Source organism: Paenibacillus borealis (assembly GCF_000758665.1).
GTDB classification, from domain to species: Bacteria; Bacillota; Bacilli; order Paenibacillales; family Paenibacillaceae; genus Paenibacillus_AQ; species Paenibacillus_AQ borealis.
Genome location: NZ_CP009285.1, coordinates 7681546 through 7696844 on the forward strand (window position 1 = coordinate 7681546; position 15299 = coordinate 7696844).

At 52.2% G+C, this 15299-nt stretch carries 14 protein-coding genes; 3 read left to right on the forward strand and 11 right to left on the reverse strand.

Features of this window, described 5'->3' with window-relative positions; translation table 11 throughout:
- Positions 1–74: 74 nt before the first annotated feature.
- On the forward strand, positions 75–1298 hold the full coding sequence (locus PBOR_RS32670) for an MFS transporter (protein WP_042218160.1): 1224 nt from the start codon (positions 75–77) through the stop codon (positions 1296–1298).
- Positions 1299–1401: 103 nt separating this feature from the next.
- Here PBOR_RS32670 and PBOR_RS32675 read toward each other — a convergent pair whose 3' ends face one another.
- Positions 1402–3105: a glutamine--tRNA ligase/YqeY domain fusion protein gene (locus PBOR_RS32675; RefSeq protein ID WP_042220189.1), complete on the reverse strand. Its 1704-nt coding sequence runs from the start codon at positions 3103–3105 to the stop codon at positions 1402–1404.
- Positions 3106–3361: 256 nt separating this feature from the next.
- Here PBOR_RS32675 and PBOR_RS32680 point away from each other — a divergent pair, with 256 nt between their 5' ends.
- Positions 3362–3607 (forward strand): DUF2164 domain-containing protein, encoded by a 246-nt coding sequence (locus PBOR_RS32680; RefSeq protein WP_042218162.1) that lies wholly within the window; start codon positions 3362–3364, stop codon positions 3605–3607.
- A 40-nt stretch (positions 3608–3647) separates the two neighbouring features.
- Positions 3648–4196: a GNAT family N-acetyltransferase gene (locus tag PBOR_RS32685; protein ID WP_042218163.1), complete on the forward strand. Its 549-nt coding sequence runs from the start codon at positions 3648–3650 to the stop codon at positions 4194–4196.
- 124 nt (positions 4197–4320) lie between these two features.
- Here PBOR_RS32685 and PBOR_RS32690 read toward each other — a convergent pair whose 3' ends face one another.
- The 10 genes from PBOR_RS32690 to PBOR_RS32735 all read right to left on the reverse strand — a co-directional run bounded on the left by PBOR_RS32690 (position 4321) and on the right by PBOR_RS32735 (position 14838).
- Positions 4321–4971 carry an MOSC domain-containing protein gene (locus tag PBOR_RS32690; protein WP_042218164.1) on the reverse strand — a complete coding sequence of 217 codons (651 nt, stop codon included), beginning with the start codon at positions 4969–4971 and terminating at the stop codon, positions 4321–4323.
- Complete coding sequence (locus tag PBOR_RS32695) at positions 4946–5479, reverse strand: GNAT family N-acetyltransferase (protein ID WP_042218166.1); 534 nt, start codon at positions 5477–5479, stop codon at positions 4946–4948. Before PBOR_RS32695 ends, PBOR_RS32690 begins: the two co-directional genes overlap by 26 nt.
- A 61-nt stretch (positions 5480–5540) precedes the next feature.
- On the reverse strand, positions 5541–6752 hold the full coding sequence (locus PBOR_RS32700) for an MFS transporter (protein ID WP_042218168.1): 1212 nt from the start codon (positions 6750–6752) through the stop codon (positions 5541–5543).
- A gap of 471 nt (positions 6753–7223) precedes the next feature.
- Entirely contained in the window at positions 7224–8051 is an 828-nt protein-coding gene (locus tag PBOR_RS32705; protein WP_042218169.1) for a formate/nitrite transporter family protein, read from the reverse strand.
- A gap of 238 nt (positions 8052–8289) precedes the next feature.
- Positions 8290–9648 carry an FAD-dependent oxidoreductase gene (locus tag PBOR_RS32710; RefSeq protein ID WP_042218171.1) on the reverse strand — a complete coding sequence of 453 codons (1359 nt, stop codon included), beginning with the start codon at positions 9646–9648 and terminating at the stop codon, positions 8290–8292.
- Between the two features lie 389 nt (positions 9649–10037).
- Complete coding sequence (locus PBOR_RS32715; RefSeq protein WP_042218173.1) at positions 10038–11672, reverse strand: formate--tetrahydrofolate ligase; 1635 nt, start codon at positions 11670–11672, stop codon at positions 10038–10040.
- Positions 11673–11921: 249 nt separating this feature from the next.
- The gene (locus PBOR_RS32720; protein ID WP_042218174.1) at positions 11922–12401 is read right to left on the reverse strand and encodes a glutathione peroxidase; all 480 of its coding nucleotides are present in this window, start codon (positions 12399–12401) and stop codon (positions 11922–11924) included.
- Positions 12402–12644: 243 nt separating this feature from the next.
- Positions 12645–13667 (reverse strand): LLM class flavin-dependent oxidoreductase, encoded by a 1023-nt coding sequence (locus PBOR_RS32725; protein ID WP_042218176.1) that lies wholly within the window; start codon positions 13665–13667, stop codon positions 12645–12647.
- A 37-nt stretch (positions 13668–13704) separates the two neighbouring features.
- Entirely contained in the window at positions 13705–14304 is a 600-nt protein-coding gene (locus PBOR_RS32730; RefSeq protein WP_042218177.1) for a methyltransferase family protein, read from the reverse strand.
- Positions 14305–14499: 195 nt separating this feature from the next.
- Positions 14500–14838: a DUF3243 domain-containing protein gene (locus tag PBOR_RS32735; RefSeq protein ID WP_042218179.1), complete on the reverse strand. Its 339-nt coding sequence runs from the start codon at positions 14836–14838 to the stop codon at positions 14500–14502.
- Positions 14839–15299 lie beyond the last annotated feature (461 nt).

A 15299-nucleotide genomic window follows, 5' to 3' on the forward strand; every position in this document is an offset into this window, starting at 1 on the left:
TGTTACAGTGATAGAAGCGGCAACTTCTGCCGTTCTAAGGATTCAAGGCATCTGGCGGGAAAGGAGTGCAAAGTTTGCGGGAGAACCTCAATAAGCAGCTGTCTTTCACCTCTCTTAAATGGTTCAACTTCTTCGTATATGGAACGGTCGTCCTCTTCACCAGCTTCTTTCCCCTATATCTTCAGGAGATGGGAATGAATAAACTGGAGATCGGGAGCCTGATGTCAGTAGGTGCGCTCGTATCTATTATTGCCAATCCCTTCTGGGGCATCTGGAGTGACCGTTATCAGAATATCCGGCGGATTGTCCTGGTCATGCTGACCGGCACGCTGGTCTTGTCCCAGCTGGTCTTTCAGGCGAATACATACGAGATGATATATATTTCCATTCTGTTCTTCTACTTCTTCCAGGGGCCGCTGTTCGCCCAGAGTAATACCATGATCCTCAGCTATATCGACGGTACCAGCCAGCGGTTCGGCTCATACCGGCTCTGGGGATCGTTAGGCTGGGCGTTTACTGCCATTCTGGCCGGACCCGTGATCGAATGGGCTGGGATTTCCGTGCTGTCCTATCTCTTTGCGGCCTTGCTATGCGCAGCGATGATTGCGCTGATCGCTATGCCGAAGCTTGATCATTCGATCGGCATTGCCCCCTTGCCGTTCAAGGGGCTGCGCCAGATCTTCTATAATCCGTTCTTCCTGTGCTTCATCCTCTTCGGCATTCTGGTTTCTATCCCGAATACGATGAACAACACCTTTGTGTCACTGTACATCACAGAGCTGGGGGGAAGCAAGACCATGATCGGTCTCGCTGTGTTCCTCTCTTCCATTCTGGAGATGGTAGTGCTGCTCTTGTGCAATTTCATCCTGAAACGCAAAATTTCTGTACTGCTGGCCTCCCTCACGTTTGTCAGCGCCCTGTTCTTCCTGCGCTGGTGGATGATGGCCGATGCAACAACTCCACTACAGGTTGCCTTCATTCAGGTGCTGCATTGCATTACCTTTGGCGGTTTCTTCTATGTCGGCACCCAGCTTACTATGCTGCTTGTTCCAAAGGCTTACCGTTCCTCGGGACAAGCACTCTACACGCTTACGTGGAGCGGAATATCAGGCATCCTGGGCGGTATCCTGGGCGGCTGGATGTATCAGAACCTCGGAGTCCAGACGATGTATCAATCCGGTGCGCTCCTCGCCCTGTTCGGCACCATCGGCTTCGGCCTGATGTGGCTCTTCTTCATCCGCGGCGGCTACCGCCCCCCGGCTGATCCCGAAGATGAAGCTGCAGAGGAGCAGCGGTAGTATAAGAATCCATATGGGCTGGACCGTTCGATTCATAGCATACAGCAAACAGGCTTGGCTTCCCGGACGGGAGGCCAAGCCTGTTGCAATTCATGGAGATATATTAGCCTTGTTTGGGCTGGAAAGAGCTCTTCAGGGAAACCACCAGATTGAATACCAGATGCTCCGGTGAAGAATATTTGCTGTCTACATTAAAGTAACCATGGCGGAAGAACTGGAACTTATCCTGTGGCACACTGTCCTTCAGGCCCGGTTCAACGAAGCCCTGGATAATCTCGATCGATTTCGGGTTAAGCTGATCCAGGAACGTAGGCTCCGGCTTGCCCTCAGAAGCTTCCAGACCTTCGATTTCCGCTTCGGTCTCAGCCTCTTCGGCGGAGATCAGCGGCTCATAGAGGCGGAATTCCGCCGGTACCGCCTGGCTGGCATCTACCCAGTGCAGCGTTCCCTTGACCTTGCGTCCGGTAAATCCGCTGCCGCTCTTCGTTTCAGGATCATAGGTGCAGTGCAGTTCAACCACTTCGCCGTTCTCATCCTTGATGAACTCGTTGCATTTGATGAAATAAGCATTCTTGAGCCGTACCTCATTGCCGGGGAACAGGCGGAAATACTTATTCGGCGGATTCTCCATGAAGTCATCGCGTTCAATATAGATTTCACGGGAGAACGGAATCTGGCGGTTGCCCATCTCCGGGTTCTCCACATTGTTCTCAATTTCGAAATACTCGGTTTCGCCTTCAGGATAATTCGTAATAACTACCTTCAGCGGCCGCAATACAGCCATGGTCCGGGGTACCGTCAGCTTGAGGTCTTCACGGATGAAATGCTCTAGCATCTGCAGGTCCACCAGCCCCTGGCTCTTGGAAATGCCGGTCTCATGTACGAAGCTGCGGATCGCTTCCGGGGTATAGCCGCGGCGGCGCAGTCCCGAAATGGTCGGCATGCGGGGATCATCCCAGCCGTCTACATGGCCTTCATCAACCAGCAGCTTCAGCTTGCGCTTACTGGTAACGGTCTGGGCCAGATTGAGGCGTCCGAATTCATATTGATGCGGTGCAGCCGGCATCTCACATTCTGCTACAACCCAATCATAGAACGGGCGCTGATCCTCGAACTCCAGCGAGCAGAGGGAATGGGTAACGTGCTCAATAGCATCTTCGAGCGGATGCGCGAAGGTATACATCGGATAAATGCACCATTCATCGCCTGTGTTGTGATGATGGGAGTGCGAGATGCGGTAAATAACCGGGTCGCGCAAATTGATATTCGGTGAGGACATATCGATCTTAGCGCGAAGCACCTTCTCGCCGTCCTTGAATTCACCTGCCCGCATGCGGTGGAACAAGTCCAGGTTCTCATCGATACCCCGTTCACGGTAAGGACTGTTCTGTCCCGGTTCCGTCAGCGTTCCCCGGAATTCACGGATCTGCTCTGCCGTGAGATCATCGACATAAGCTTTGCCCTTCTTGATCAGCAGCTCGGCCCGTTCATACATCTCCCCGAAATAATCCGAGGCGAAACGCAGCTCTTCCCATTCGTATCCGAGCCACTTCACATCTTCCTGAATGGAGTTCACATATTCCGTGTCTTCCTTGACCGGATTGGTATCATCGAATCTCAAATGGGTCTTGCCGCCGAATTCATCAGCCAGTGTAAAGTTAATCCAGATCGCCTTGGCATGTCCGATATGTAAATAACCGTTCGGCTCCGGCGGAAAGCGGGTGACCACTTCCTTAACCTTGCCTGAGCGGAGATCTTCGGTAATGACGTTCTTAATGAAATTGGAGGGTGTACCCTGGTTCTCCACAATGATCAACCTTTCGTTCTGTAATATTACTACTTCCTTGTATCAACATGTTTCCTATTAATATACCCGTTAAGCAGGGAATGTTCAATAAAAGTTAAGCAGAGACGGCATTCCTGTCCCTGATGTACCAAGTGTCCGTTCCGGTGAAACTAAGGGCGCCCGAAGGCCTCACAGTGATAAAACTGCACCTTTGACTTCCCTCCCGGCGATAGAGTAGCATGTGAAATATAAGATTACTGACTAGAGGAGGGTACCCATGAAACCGATCAAACTGCCCAAAGAGCAGCGGGAATTGATCACTGAGAATATCCGCGCCTACTTCGAAGCTGAACGCGGGGAAACGATTGGCCACCTGGCAGCAGATAACCTGCTGGAGTTCTTCCTGAACGAGCTTGGGCCGGCTGTCTACAACAGTGCACTAAGTGACTGCCGGACGCTGGCCTCACAGCGCATGCAGGCTCTGGAGGAAGATATCTACGCTCTGGAGTGGAAAAAACGCTAGGGCAGAAGCTTATACCTTACGCCTTAAAGGGGGCAGCCGCATGTTTAATTATGTCATTGATGAAGAGCTGAAGCTGAAGCTGCTCATGCCGGAGCATGCCCGCCATATGTTCGCCCTGGTGGAGCGCTCACGCCACCGGCTCAGGCAGTGGCTGCCTTGGGTGGACGGCGTAGCCGAGCAGGCCCACCTGAACACTTTCATTAAGAACGCCGTGAAGCAGGGCAGCGACAACGGCGGTTTCACGGCCGGACTGTGGGTCCGGGAGGAGCTCGCCGGGATCATCGGATATCACGAGATTGACTGGCATAACCGCTCGGTCGGTATCGGTTACTGGCTTGGTGAGGGCTATGAAGGCAACGGCTACATGACCAGCGCCTGCCGGGTATTCGTGGACTATGCCCTGCTGGAGCTGGAGCTGAACCGTGTCGAGATCCGCTGCGCCACGGGTAATACGGCAAGCAGGGCTATTCCCGAGCGGCTCGGATTTATCTTCGAAGGGGTGATCCGCGAGGCGGAGAAGCTGCCCGCAGGTTATGTGAACCACGCTGTCTACGGACTGCTGCGCAGCGAATGGAAGCTGCTGGGTTGACAGCAAGCAGCATCAGGCATCACGTTATTATGCACAATTATAAGCAGCATAAGCCAGAACCCCCGGAGGCGTAACATAAGCCCCGGGGGTTCTGGCGTACCGTCTTCCATGCTATTACTCCGTCCTAGTTCTCCGCAGCCGTAAGCCATCCCCTGAATTTCTCCCGGATCCCTGCCGTGAGGCTGTCCAGCCCGGCCAGCTCCGCTAGTCCGGTCTTATCCTTACGCCCGTGTTCCATCGAGTACAGCACCTGCTTAACAGGGTAACTGCCTGTTCCGCTCTCCTGCTTAACAATCCGGTCACCGGCCGCAATCTTCCCTTCACGCAGTACGCGGAAATAGAATCCGCTGTAACCGGTGGACAGTACCCGGGCAGGCATATCCGCCGGCCCGTGCTTCTGCGAGAGCTTGAAGCATGGGAAACGCGGCTGGCTTACCTGCAGCAGTGCTGTGCCAATTTCATAGACATCGCCGATACACACCTCAGTCTCCAGCAGTCCGCTTACCGTGATATTCTCACCGAATGCGGAGTAATCCAGCTTCCGGCCGAGCAGCTCTTCCCAGTAAGCATAATGTTCAACCGGATAGACGCAGACGGCCTTGTCGGGGCCCCCGTGATTTACAAGATCCGCTTGCCCGTCCCCGTCAAACCCTTCAGCATGAAGCTGGAGCGGACCGGAAACCGGCAGCTTGTAGATTCCCGTTTCCAGCGGTTTACCGCGGTAATCGACCGTCTTCGGCTTGCCTACATTAAGCGAGATGACTTCCATCTTCATTCCCTCCATTTAGCATGCAGCTCATGAATACCTCATCTACATATCGTCCGCCCAGATAGAACTCCTCCCGCAGCCGGCCTTCCTCCTCGAATCCGCATTTGCGGTAGAATAAGAGTGCCGGTGTATTGCAGGAGAGCACACGCAGGCGCAGCTTACGGATTCCATTCTCTGCGGCATGATGCTTGATCTCAGCGATCAGCCGGCTGCCTACACCCAAGCGCTGGAAGCGCGGATGTACGGCAATATTAACCTCGCATACATGGCGGTTGCTCTCCATCCCGCTGGGACAGCCGAAGCCGACATACCCGCATAGTTCCCCGTCCTGCAAGGCTACAAGCTGGGAGCCTGGCGGCGCATGCAGCAGATAGTCCTCCCGGGAGCGCCACATCAGCGGACCCGGTGTCGTATTCTCTGTCCAGATCATATTATCGAGAATGATCAGTTCACGGGCATCCCTGATTTCAGAGGGACGGATGGTGAAAGCTGAATCTCTGTTTAGTTGTTGCATAGCATTTACACCCCTTGCCTTACTAAGCAGATAATAAAAGGATTAGTTACAGTGTGACCGTTTATGCAGTGTTGCGCCGGGTTCCCGCGGCTGAACGGTTAATGTAGGCATGGACGGCGAAGAATCCCACAGACAGAACCGCCATTCCGCAGGCCAGCCAGCCTGTCGGGGCAAGACCGCCTCTGTCGAATTGGATTCCCATCAGGTAGGGGCCGATGACCCGGCCGACCGCGCCGATACCGCCGCTAAGCCCGAGGTAGAAGGGTGCACTGTGCTGGGCATGCTCCGAAATGAAGGATGGCATGGCCGGAGAGATCAGCATCTCCCCCAGTGTAGCCAGCACCATGGCCAGCAGCATGCCCGGATAGCTCGGCATGAACAGAATAACAGCATACCCGCCCAGATAGAATACTGCGCTGGCCGTCATCTGCGAAGAAGGCGTCTCCGCGAACCAGCGCTTGATCAGACTGACCAGCGGCTGTGCGGCGAAGATCAGCACGCCATTCAGCGTCCAGAGGAAGCCGTATAACTGCTTCGACCAGCCTTCGGAAATAATAAACGGCGAGACTCCGGTATTCCAGATCGAGTTGCCGATCAGCAGAAACATCGAACCGATAGCCATGTACAGATAAATCCGCGTATGCCCCAGCAGCTTCCAGCCGGAAGCTTCCCCCTGCGGATGTTTTTTCTGTGCCTTTTCATGAGGCGGCGCCGTACCCACCTTGCGCAGATAGACAAAGAAGAATCCGGCAAATACCGCAGAAGTCACACCGTTCAGCACAAAGCTCAGCATATAATTGCCCAGGAATCCGCTCAGTGCGGTTCCCAGTGCTACCCCGATATTGTTCGAGACATAGATGATATTGAACAGCTCTCCGCGCTGCTCCGCGAACCGGAAGCCGATAAAAGCCTGGATAGCCGGTAGAGACAGGGAGTTGAACAAACCCATCAGGCCCATGACTATAATGAATATACTCCAGCTGCCGCTTGCCCATGGAAGAGCAAACAGGGTCAGCGCGTTCATGGCCAGTGCTCCAACAATCAGACGGTTCACCCCTACCTTGTGGTACAAAGATCCGCCCAGCAATTGGCCGGCAATACCTCCAAGGGACTGCACGAGCAGAACGATTCCCGCATCTTTCATACTGCGTCCCAGCTCATCAAATACATACATCGTGACCAGCGGCCACATCAGCGCGCTGCCGGTTGCATTAATGAGACTGGCAATCAAGAATACTTTGACTTCCTTCGGATAGGCCTGCAAAAATCTCATAACTTGTCTTTCATCCCCTGTAACATAGGTGTCATCAATCCATCCAGTATCATCTGAAAACAGGAGGAAGGGCAAGTTCTTGCGTTAACGCTTTATCGCATAACATCAATGAATTCACTGCTTCGTATTTTCAAATAACTTCCCGCCTGCAGTGCTATTAATATTCTATAACCGCAGCTTCTGCACGTAAAGAAAATAGGTGGAAAATGAACTGATTCGTTCCCCGCAAGCCCGGGTAATAGTGCATATGAAACACTCCCTATTTATTCGCCGTGAATCCGATTTCGTTCCCCCGAGTCGGATATGCACGGCGAATTTTGTTCTGTCTTGAAGTTATTACAGGGCAGAGTCCGGGTTAACAAAAAAACACTTCCTGTCCCTCTACTATTCCCAAAAAACGGGATGTCGAGAAGCCAGGAAGTGCTTGGGCCAAACTATTGAACACGCCGGACATCACCGGCTGAATATAATTTAAGCGTGTTTCTTCACACCAGCAGCGGAGATTCCTTCAACGGATGCTACAGCTGCCGGCTCCTTACGCAGGTAGGCCATCCAATAAGCCGCAGCGACGAAGATAGCGCCGCCCGTAAGATTGCCCAGCCATACCGGAGCAAAGTTGGCGAAATACTGTGCCCAGGTGAAATGCCCTTCGAAGATGGCTGCAGGGATAAGGAACATGTTAGCTACAACGTGCTGGAAGCCGATGGCGACAAACGCCATAGTCGGGAACCAGATACCGAGGATTTTGCCGCTGAAATTATCTGCCCCATAAGAGAGCCATACCGCCAGCGCAACGAGCCAGTTACAGCCGATCCCGGAAATGAAGGCCTGCAGGAAGGTCGCATCAATCTTGTGCTCAGCCATACTTACCAGCTTCTCCAGATACACACCGTCCGACGTAAGGCCAACGACGTGACCGAAGAAATAAGCAACGAACAAGGCACCTGCCAGGTTGCTGAGGGTAATCAGCACCAGGTTCTTAATGACTTCCCAGAACGAAATCTTCTTCGCCATAAAAGCAAGCGGCACCGCCATCATGTTGCCTGTCAGCAGCTCGCCTCCGGCAAGCAGTACCAGTACCAGGCCGACCGGGAATACTGCAGCTCCGATGAAGTTAGCAATGGACCCCCACTCGGCAGGCGCACCCGCAATGACACGAATATCCAGCAAAAATCCGAGCGCGATAAACGCTCCTCCCAGGAAACCGAGAATAAGTACAGTGCTGAGCGGATTGTGCGCTTTCTTGACTCCGTTCTCTACCGTAACCTCGGCGATCCCTTGCGGTTTGTTATAAGCCATGATTCCTATCCCCTTCTAATTACTTAAAATTTGTTCCTTTATGCCATTGTAACGTGATCACAATCACATTAACGTGATAAAAATCACTCTCAGAAAAACCAAGTGAAAGTTTTCACTGACATGTCAAATTTACCACAAAAGCTTTGACTGCGGAATATTTTTCTCATGCGGAGCCGGAATTGATGGCTAAAACCACAAAAAAAGGGCCCTTAACGGGCCCCGGCGAAATCGGACGGGATTAGACGTGTACAGGTTCTTTAACTGTCTTAGGCAGCGCCTGAAGTCCCGCAGTGTTCAGGAAATTCCAAGGCTTGTTGTAGTGCGGCTGGAAGAAGAAATCAATAAAGGCCAGCTGGTCCACGGTCATTTTATTCTGAATACATACTGATACGGTATTGATCGACTGCGTCAGATCCATCTTGGACATAATCTGCGCCCCGAGAATGCGGCGGGTCGCACGTTCGAATACTACTTTTACCTGAACCTGCTCGAATGTCGGCATAAACTCCGGACGGTAGTTGTCAATCAGCATTACACTTTCAGCATCCATACCTTCGGCTTTGGCGGCATCCTCGGTAAGTCCGGTTCCGGCAATATTGTCTTCATAAATCTTAATGCCCGATGTTCCCTGCGTGCCCATGTAAGGAATCGTGTTCGAGACCAGATTACGGGCTACAAGCGTACCCATGCGTACGGCGTTCGTGGCGAGCGGAATGTAGGCATGTTTGCCGGTCGGATTGTAATGAATGGCACAGCTGTCACCAGCTGCGTAGACATCTGGCAGGCTGGTCTGCATATAATCGTTGACCATAATCGCACCGTTCGGAAGCATATCGACCTGGCCTTTAAGCAGCTCTGTATTCGGACGGAAGCCGATGCAGAGAATCACCAGATCGGTCTCATGTTCTCCCTTGCTTGTGATAACCTTAGTGACTTTGCCGTTCTCACCGGCGAATGCTGCGACCTTCTCACCAAGCGCAAGCCTGATGCCATGCTCTTCAAGCGATTGTTGAATCGGAGCGGTGAATTCTTCATCGAGATATTTACTCAGAATACGTTCTTCACCATCGATCAGTGTTACTTCCTTGCCGTTCATCTGAAAAGCTTCAACCAGCTCAACACCGATATATCCGGCTCCGACCACCGTAATTCTTTTCACCTTCTGCGCTTGTTCAATAATGGTGTTGGAGTGATTATAATTCTTCGAAAGCAGGATCCCCTCGAGCTCTATACCTTCCAGCTTAGGCACAATCGGCCATGAGCCTGTTGTCATAATCAGCTTGTCGTACGTATCTTCAAATTCCTCGCCTGTAGTCAGATTGCGGGCCTTCAATGTTCGGCGGGCGGTATCCACATTCGTCACTTCATGGCGCATCTTCGTCTGCACACCCAGTGCTGCAAGCTGTTCCGGGGAAGAATAGAACAATCCCTGCGGGTCCTTGACGACTCCGCCTACGTAAAGCGCAATCCCGCAAGACAGGAATGAAATGTTATCATTGCGCTCATAAACCGTTATCTGGGCATCCGGGTACAGCTGGGCGGTATTAACAATTGCGGCGGTTCCGGCGTGTGTACATCCAATGACTGCTACTTTCATGATTTCTTCCTCCTCCAATTTGCAAGCAAGTTTCTCTGTATTTGTGATTAATTTCACTTTATACATTGATTATATTGTGATATTTATCACATTGCAAGCAGTATTGTGATTTTTCTCACATTGTTCACAATTTAAATTTTATAGAGTCCATACTCTTTTCCGGAAATGTCCGCGATTTTCTGCACAGGTTCCCTTTCGTCTTGCCTTAGTTTTCCCCTTCATCAGGACATTATGTCTGTCTGCAACAGGAAGCAGCAGGAAGCTGCAAGAAGCTGCAGTCTGTTTGCTCATCCGGATATACCAAAAAACCTCACCCTTCCGCAGAGAAAGCTGCGCAAAAGTGAGGTTATACATCAAACGGGCTGACGCCTGCTTGCAGCAGAGATTCCTTATTCCAAACCGGAGATTACGCCATCCTCATCTACCATCAGTCCTTCAGCCGCCGGTTTGGCGGGAAGTCCCGGCATCGTGACAATGTTCCCCGTGATGACTACAGCAAAGCCTGCGCCAAGGGACAGGGTGATGTCCCGGACACCCATGGTGAAGCCTTCCGGTGCTCCAAGCAGCCGCGGCTGATCCGAGAAGGAATATGGCGTTTTGGCCATGCAGACCTGAAGCTGGTGCAAGCCCAGCTTGTCGATAACAGCCAGACTGCGTTTGGCTGCCGGAGAGAAGGCCACTTCTGCGCCATGGTAGATTTCCGTGACGATTTTATTGATTTTGGACGGGATATCCAGGTTGTCTTCATATAGCGGTGCAAAATTCACGGATTCTTCCCGGTCCAGCAGCTTCTTCAGCTCCTGTGCCAGCTCTTGTCCGCCTGCGCTTCCCTCGGCCCATACCTTGGAAACAGCCGCAGGCACACCCAGCCGGCGGCAGGCTTCCAGCACATCATTGATCTCCGCTGGGGCATCCCCTTCAAAGTGATTGAGGGCAACGAGGACAGGTACACCGAATTTAGCCAGATTCTCAATATGGCGCTCCATATTGGACAATCCGGAGAGCAGCGCTGCCCGGTTTCCGGCATACAGCTCTTCCTTGCGGACGCCTCCGTTATATTTCAGTGATTTCACTGTAACCACCAGCACTGCGGCTGAAGGGGTCAGGCCAGCCTGGCGGCATTTGATATCCATGAACTTCTCGGCACCAAGATCTGCGCCAAAACCAGCTTCAGTCACCACCACGTCTCCGAGCTTCAGGGCGTAGCGGGTTCCGATTACACTGCTGCAGCCGTGGGCAATATTGGCGAAAGGTCCGCCATGCACAATCACCGGAGTGCCTTCAAGCGTCTGCACCAGATTCGGTTTCACCGCTTCTTTGAGCAGTGCAGTCATTGCCTCCACAGCCCCAATGTCCTTGGCGGTGACCGGCTGGCCCAGCGTATCATACCCGACCAGCATCCGGCTCAGCCGCGTCTTCAGATCCGAGAGATCGCTGCACAGGCACAGCACAGCCATAATCTCGGAGGCCGTTGTAATCTGGAAGCCGCTCTCCCGAACAGTCCCGTTGCCGTCGCCAAGGCCGGTCACAATATTCCGCAGGCTGCGGTCATTCATATCCATCACACGTTTCCAGACGATCCGCTGCGGGTCCAGGTTCAAGGTGTTGCCCTGGAAAATATGATTATCAATCATCGCCGAGAGCAGGTTATGCGCGGAGGTTACCGCATGGATATCCCCGGTGAAATGCAGATTAATCTCATCCGCCGGAACAATCTGCGCCTTGCCCCCGCCGGTTGCGCCGCCCTTCATGCCAAGGCAAGGTCCAAGCGAGGGTTCACGCAGTGCTGCTACCGTCTTGATCCCCGCCGCATTCAGCGCCTGGGATAATCCGATGGTCGTCAAGGTTTTGCCTTCACCCGCCGGTGTAGGGTTAACTGCCGTAACCAGGACCAGCTTACCGTCCGGCTTGTGCTTCAGCTCTGCCCACAGTGAGGGCGACAATTTGCTTTTATATTTACCGTACAACTCCAGATGCTCTTCACTGATACCTGCTGCCGATGCTACCTCTGTTATTAACCTCATGCCTTTATGAAACCCTCCTGCCGTTATTATCCTGCATCCTGTATTCCTTTATGCAATTTCCGTAGATGAATGAAACATTCCTCTTCAAAGGATACAGGGTCTCTGAAAAGATTCAAGGATAATTTTCATACGAGGGATACTTCTGTCTCTACAGCCAAGAAGAGGCGGCTTGCTTATATATCAAAAAACTCCCGGACAGGGTGCACGTGCACCACCATCCGGGAGCGGACTATTTTGTGACAAGCCTATTTACTTCAGCAGGGATTCGATAAGGTCCTTCATGCTCTCCGGTGATTCCTTCGGCTCCACACGCGCCACCACATTGCCGCTGCGGTCTACAAGAAACTTCGTAAAGTTCCACTGGATATCGCTGCTCTCCCCGTCACCCGGCTGCTGGCCCTTCAAATATTGAAAGAGCAGGCTTGCCTCCGGCCCATTAACATCTACCTTGGCAAACACCGGGAAAGTAACCCCGTAATTGATCTGGCAGAAGGCTTCCGCTTCCTCACTTGTACCCGGCTCCTGGCCGGCAAACTGGTTGCAGGGGAATCCCAGCACTACCAGCCCTTGATCTCCGTACTGTTCGTACAGCTTCTGCAAATCTCCGTATTGCGGGGTAAGCCCGCATTTGCTGGCCGTATTGGCGATCAGCAGCACCTTGCCCTCATAGTTCTTAAACGGCACTTCTGTACCCGAAGGTGTGACTCCGGCAAAACTATAGATCGACATCCTGCTTCGCTTCCTTTCGGCTGTATATTCGTATTTGTCTAACGGCTTATAGAGTCCATGCAGCCCATGCATGACTACGCGCACGCGCCTTCCTCTATATTCTATCCTATTGGCAGCGTGATACAAAATTTCAGGCCATACAGAACATCAGACAACACAGAATTTCGCCTCTATTGGCCTACGGCAGATGCAGGGATATCCGTTGCTTTGGGTGAGCTGAAGGGGTTTTCTAGAAAAGAAAAGCTACCCTCTTCGCGTCAGCCCGCAGGCTTCCGAAATAAGCTGGAGAGATGTCAGCTTATCCTCAAAGCTGTGAATATGCGATGAAATCATCAGCTCCCCGCATTGATATTCATCTGCCAGCGCCTGCAATTGCTCCCTCACTTCTCCGGGCGAGCCCACGACCATCCGCCTACGGTTATCCTTGATGGAGAACCTGTCGTACGGTGTATATGTATAATTCATTGCAGTTTCTACGGAAGGGGTTAAGGTGGAGAGATGCTCTTTCTCCAGCAGCACCAGCGACAAATCCATGCTGGCGGCCAGCCGGTCCGCTTCCTCTGAGGTCTCCGCACAGACGGCAAATACCGCCACCAGCGCTTGTGGATCTGCAGCACCAATGGATGGAGCGAAGCTGTTCACATACTCCTGCACCGCCTCGGCTCCCCCGTTCCCATTAATAAACCGGGCGAAGGCATAACCGGTTCCCAGCCGGGCGGCGAGCGCAGCGCTGTCACTGCTTGAACCGAGCAGCCAGATTTCCGGCGCTGTACTCACAGCAGGTGTAGCCTGCAGTCCAGCATAGCGGTGCGAAGATTCTACAGCCTCAGAATCATGCATATAAGCGATAAGCTCCTTCAGCTGCTGCTCATAACGGTCTCCATCTTCAGGATTTACGCGGTTATCCTGCAGCGCCTTGGCGGACAGAGCACCGCCGCCTGCTGCTCTGCCCACCCCCAGATCAATACGCCCGGGATACAGGGCCTCCAGGACGCGGAAGTTCTCGGCGACCTTGTAAGCACTGTAATGCGGGAGCAGCACAGCTCCTGAGCCGATGCGGATAGCCGATGTTACAGCAGCCAGATGAGCCATCAGCACCTCCGGACTGGAACCGGCAAGGCCGGGCGCAGCGTGATGCTCTGCTACCCAGAAGCGGTGATATCCGAGACGCTCTGCTTCGCGGGCCAGCATGGCTGTCTGGGCCAGTGCCTCTGCAGGGGAGCTCCCTTCAGACACTGGCGATTGATCCAGAATGCTTAATTTCATAGAGGGCAGCTCCAATGAGTGGATTTGGTATTCAGCTTTAAATATATCTTGGAGTCTTGCGGCAGTAATAATCATATTCCTCTCCGAATACAAGCCTTAGATGTTTCTCTTCCTGCAGTATCAACAGGTGTATAGCTAGAACATTAAGCACCAGAATGATCAGGGTCAAGGAATTAGGATACATCAAATACAAACCCGCGAACATAAGATCAAAGCCGACAAAAGCTACGTTCCGGCTATATCTATACACCCCCCGGGTGATAAGCTTAGTCGTTGCAGACTTATCTATCCCGACTCTCCAGGAAGTACGCATTGATGTCATAGCGAGAATGAACACTGCACACCCTACACTAACTATACCCACACCTGCGAAGTTAACAACCGGAAGATTATAATGCCTGCCGATAAACTCGACAATATAAGGTTCAGCTAATGACATAAAGAACCATGTGGCCCCCCAAATGAACGTAGTTATTTTAACAAACCGTTCTGTTAGTTTAATTCCGGAGCTTTTCTTGCCTTTGGCCAGCACATTGGCCTTAATGCTGTTCTTTCTGTACAGAATCACAAGCTTTAACACGTAAGAAGACAGGAAAATACAGAATACAATCAGGGATAAAATATTAAGAGTATCCATCAAAAATTCACTCCTTTATACATATGAATGATTGCTCATATATTGAATTAATTGTATCCCCTAACCATTTACTTGTCAAAAGCCTTCCGCGCAGACGAAAAAACGGTCCCGTTACCGTCACGGGACCGCCTAAGCTGAAGCAGTACAGCTGATAAGCCGCTGGTGTTCATCATTTAAGAATACGCTGGCTGCTTCTTAATGCTGCACCATCTTCACCAGCATATGCGCCAGCCGGTGGCGTTCTTCCTTGTTTCCGGCCTTCCACAGTTCCAGCAGCAGCTTCTCCTCACTGTTGCGGGGATCCTCATATGCTGCCAGATAATCAGCGATTTTCTCTGCAGCCACAGCCAGCTGCTCATCGCTGAGCCCGATTTTCTGAGCGAGGTGAATGCGCTTTCCCAAATAGCTTTTGAAATCCTCGAAATTGTTCAGGATCAATTCCTTCTGCTCCGGCTCAATCCGGTCCAGCGCATCATTCACCCGGTGCATCGTCACACTCCCGTCCTTGCTCACCACATGATTATGCTCAGACATTCAGAACACCTCCTAATGAATAGAGTATAGTTTCCCAGTACTTAACCAGCGGTCCGGCGGGTGAACCAAACGAAGAGCCGCAGGCGGATAGCGGTTGCCGGATCATCATTCCGTGGTCACAACCGCTTTCCTGCGTAGCCAGGAACTTGTGAGGACTCTCATGGCCCGAGCTGCTGGTGACGCGGACTGAGAATCCCTTATTCGGGCAGAGCGGGCCGGATTTGCTGATCAAGCGGACTCAGAATCGCTTATATGTCCCCAGATCCTCATTTCAGGCAAAAATGCATAAGATAACGGAATCTCAGTCCGCTTCGGCGCCAATATGATGATTAATGGAGAAATAAGCGCTTCTCAGTCCGCTTCCGGCAGAATGAGACTCTTAGGAAGCACTAAGCACTGCAGACATTAATGTTGTACATTTTGCAACTTTAATTCATGGATAGCCCAGTGTCCGGGAGGAT

Excerpts from the sequence above, each read along its gene's own strand:
- PBOR_RS32680 (WP_042218162.1), top strand. The coding sequence starts at position 3,362 with ATGAAACCGATCAAACTGCCCAAAGAGCAGCGGGAATTGATCACTGAG.
- PBOR_RS32685 (WP_042218163.1), top strand. The coding sequence starts at position 3,648 with ATGTTTAATTATGTCATTGATGAAGAGCTGAAGCTGAAGCTGCTCATG.
- PBOR_RS32690 (WP_042218164.1), bottom strand. The coding sequence starts at position 4,971 with ATGAAGATGGAAGTCATCTCGCTTAATGTAGGCAAGCCGAAGACGGTC.
- PBOR_RS32695 (WP_042218166.1), bottom strand. The coding sequence starts at position 5,479 with ATGCAACAACTAAACAGAGATTCAGCTTTCACCATCCGTCCCTCTGAA.
- PBOR_RS32700 (WP_042218168.1), bottom strand. The coding sequence starts at position 6,752 with ATGAGATTTTTGCAGGCCTATCCGAAGGAAGTCAAAGTATTCTTGATT.
- PBOR_RS32705 (WP_042218169.1), bottom strand. The coding sequence starts at position 8,051 with ATGGCTTATAACAAACCGCAAGGGATCGCCGAGGTTACGGTAGAGAAC.
- PBOR_RS32710 (WP_042218171.1), bottom strand. The coding sequence starts at position 9,648 with ATGAAAGTAGCAGTCATTGGATGTACACACGCCGGAACCGCCGCAATT.
- PBOR_RS32715 (WP_042218173.1), bottom strand. The coding sequence starts at position 11,672 with ATGAGGTTAATAACAGAGGTAGCATCGGCAGCAGGTATCAGTGAAGAG.
- PBOR_RS32720 (WP_042218174.1), bottom strand. The coding sequence starts at position 12,401 with ATGTCGATCTATAGTTTTGCCGGAGTCACACCTTCGGGTACAGAAGTG.
- PBOR_RS32725 (WP_042218176.1), bottom strand. The coding sequence starts at position 13,667 with ATGAAATTAAGCATTCTGGATCAATCGCCAGTGTCTGAAGGGAGCTCC.
- PBOR_RS32730 (WP_042218177.1), bottom strand. The coding sequence starts at position 14,304 with ATGGATACTCTTAATATTTTATCCCTGATTGTATTCTGTATTTTCCTG.
- PBOR_RS32735 (WP_042218179.1), bottom strand. The coding sequence starts at position 14,838 with ATGTCTGAGCATAATCATGTGGTGAGCAAGGACGGGAGTGTGACGATG.